The organism is Candidatus Protofrankia californiensis (genome assembly GCF_900634765.1).
GTDB classification, from domain to species: domain Bacteria; phylum Actinomycetota; class Actinomycetes; order Frankiales; family Frankiaceae; genus Protofrankia; species Protofrankia californiensis.
Map to the genome: position 1 here is coordinate 1 of NZ_CAAAFT010000056.1, position 1,979 is coordinate 1,979.

Consider the following 1,979-nt stretch of genomic DNA (forward strand, 5'->3'; position numbering starts at 1 on the left):
GCCGATATCACCACCCGGCCGATATCACCATCCGGCTGGTATCGCCACCCGACTGGTATCACCCGATGTTCCGGCGGCTGACTGCAGGCTTTGAACGCTCCACAAGCATGAAAGCATCCGAGGAACCGGCCGTCGCGGCGTCGACGGTGTCATGATTATCCAGTTGACACGAGTACCTGCGTACCGAGAGTAAGATCCATTTACGTAATCTTGGATTATGAGCGTCCTAAAGATCGGGGAAGAGCGGCACATCGATCATTAGCGGACCGGCCGGCTCGGTCTGTTTCGTCGCCGGGTCGGTGGCCGCGTTCACCTCGGCGGTCAACAGATCGGCGTCCGCCTCGGTAACCGGCAGGTTACGACGCTCCAGCAGCTCCCGGACGCGGACGTGGTGGACGACCGGGGTCACGGCGGTGATGTGCCGGATCAGCGTGGTGAAGAACTGCGGTGGGGCCACGTCCGCGGGCACGGCGTCCCGTCGAACCCGCACCCCCGCCCAGCCGGCCTGTTCAGGGTCTGCGCCGCCGGCCAGGCCGGTGATGTCCTCGTCCCACTCGACGAGGACGAGGGCGGTTGCGGTGTAGCCGCCGCTGTCGGCACCCGTACCTGATCCGCTCGCTCCGCCCATGCCCGCGCGCAGCTTGCGGATCATGTCGATGGTTCGTTCGAACGCCTCCGGTTCGGTGTCGAGAATCGTCGAGCGTTGCACGAACAGGAAGCCGACCGCGGCCAGCGGATAGCGGCCCCGCAGGTTCCCGGCGTCCCCGTACGCCTCCTCGAAACGATTCGGTAAATTCTTGCCGAACGACGAGACCTGCGCCTTCGTACTGACCAGGAGCTCAGGGCCGCGTTCCCACCGGGAGATCACAACGTCGACCTGCTTGTCGTAGGCGCGCCCGAGGATCACTGCGTCTGCCGGAGTCACCGCCGGCATCGCGCTCACCCGGGCTCGCATCTCGTCGGCCAGTGACTTCGGCAGCTTGTCGAGCAGCACGGCCACGTCACGCGGCAGGACCCTCGGCTGGTTGGCCCTGGGCCACACCTCGTCGGCGCCGAACCCGGCACGGCGCAGCTCATGGGCGATCCAGGCGTCGATTCCCTTGGCGAACGCGCCGCTCTCGGACGCCTCGCCGCCCCGGACCGGCTGGGTCAGCAGCTCACCGAGCAGGTCGTAGTCCGGCTCGTAGGACGGCTCGGCACCGGCGGTGTGCCGCCACGGATCGGTCGCGGGATGGCGGGCGAGCACCGACTCGTAGGCGACGAGCTTGTCCGGGCGGCGGCTCACGTGGGTCTGCTGCTCGAACGGCCCGCGCGGGCATGACGCCGGGACCACAGGGCATGGCGAGCAGTCACGACCTCCTTGATGACAGCGGCATCCAACCCGATCCCGTCGGCGAGCAGCAGCACTTCGTCCACGCCCGCCACCGCGTCGGTGAGCCGTCCGGCGGCCAGCGCGCGCATCACGCCGCGGCGGGCCGCGGACAGCTGCGGACGCAGCCGCTCGACCAGCTCCGGGGTGGGCACCAGCAGCCGGGCTGCCTCACGCGGTTCGAGTTTGAGCATGCCGCCGCCGTAGGCACGCCCGACCGTCTCGGCGGCGAGCATCGTCACGGAGTTCAGCGCGGCGAGCGGCAGCAGGTCCCGCCCGGTACGCCGGTGCTCGGGGGCGAGGGCGACCCCGTGGACGGAGTTCAGGTGCGCAACCCCGGCCCGGTTGGTCGCGAGCTGCGGTGTGTCCGCGTTCATGTAGGTCAGCAGCAGATCCGCGGGCGTGACCGGGAGGGGGACCTGCCACCAGGGATTGCGGATGCGGCACTTGTACGCTAGGTCGACCTCGGCACGTTCGCCCTCGGCGATGTAGGCACGGGCCGCCGGGGACGGCCTCGACCCCGGGCGGAACAGCAGGGTCGCCAGACCCGTGTCGGTCAGCCGCTGCCAGTCGCTGGTCCGCAGGGTAAGGGCACGTAGGTGCCGGGAGC

General features: G+C 69.2%; 1 protein-coding gene and 1 pseudogene. Both read right to left on the reverse strand.

The genetic code is table 11. The features are described from left to right. Positions 1-226: 226 nt before the first annotated feature. Positions 227-1,285 carry a hypothetical protein gene (locus tag DD1DGNOD_RS03090; protein WP_131765139.1) on the reverse strand — a complete coding sequence of 353 codons (1,059 nt, stop codon included), beginning with the start codon at positions 1,283-1,285 and terminating at the stop codon, positions 227-229. After that, positions 1,282-1,979 (reverse strand): annotated as a pseudogene (locus DD1DGNOD_RS26450) (SAM-dependent methyltransferase); the annotation flags it as partial. The gene DD1DGNOD_RS03090 and the pseudogene DD1DGNOD_RS26450, both read right to left, overlap by 4 nt.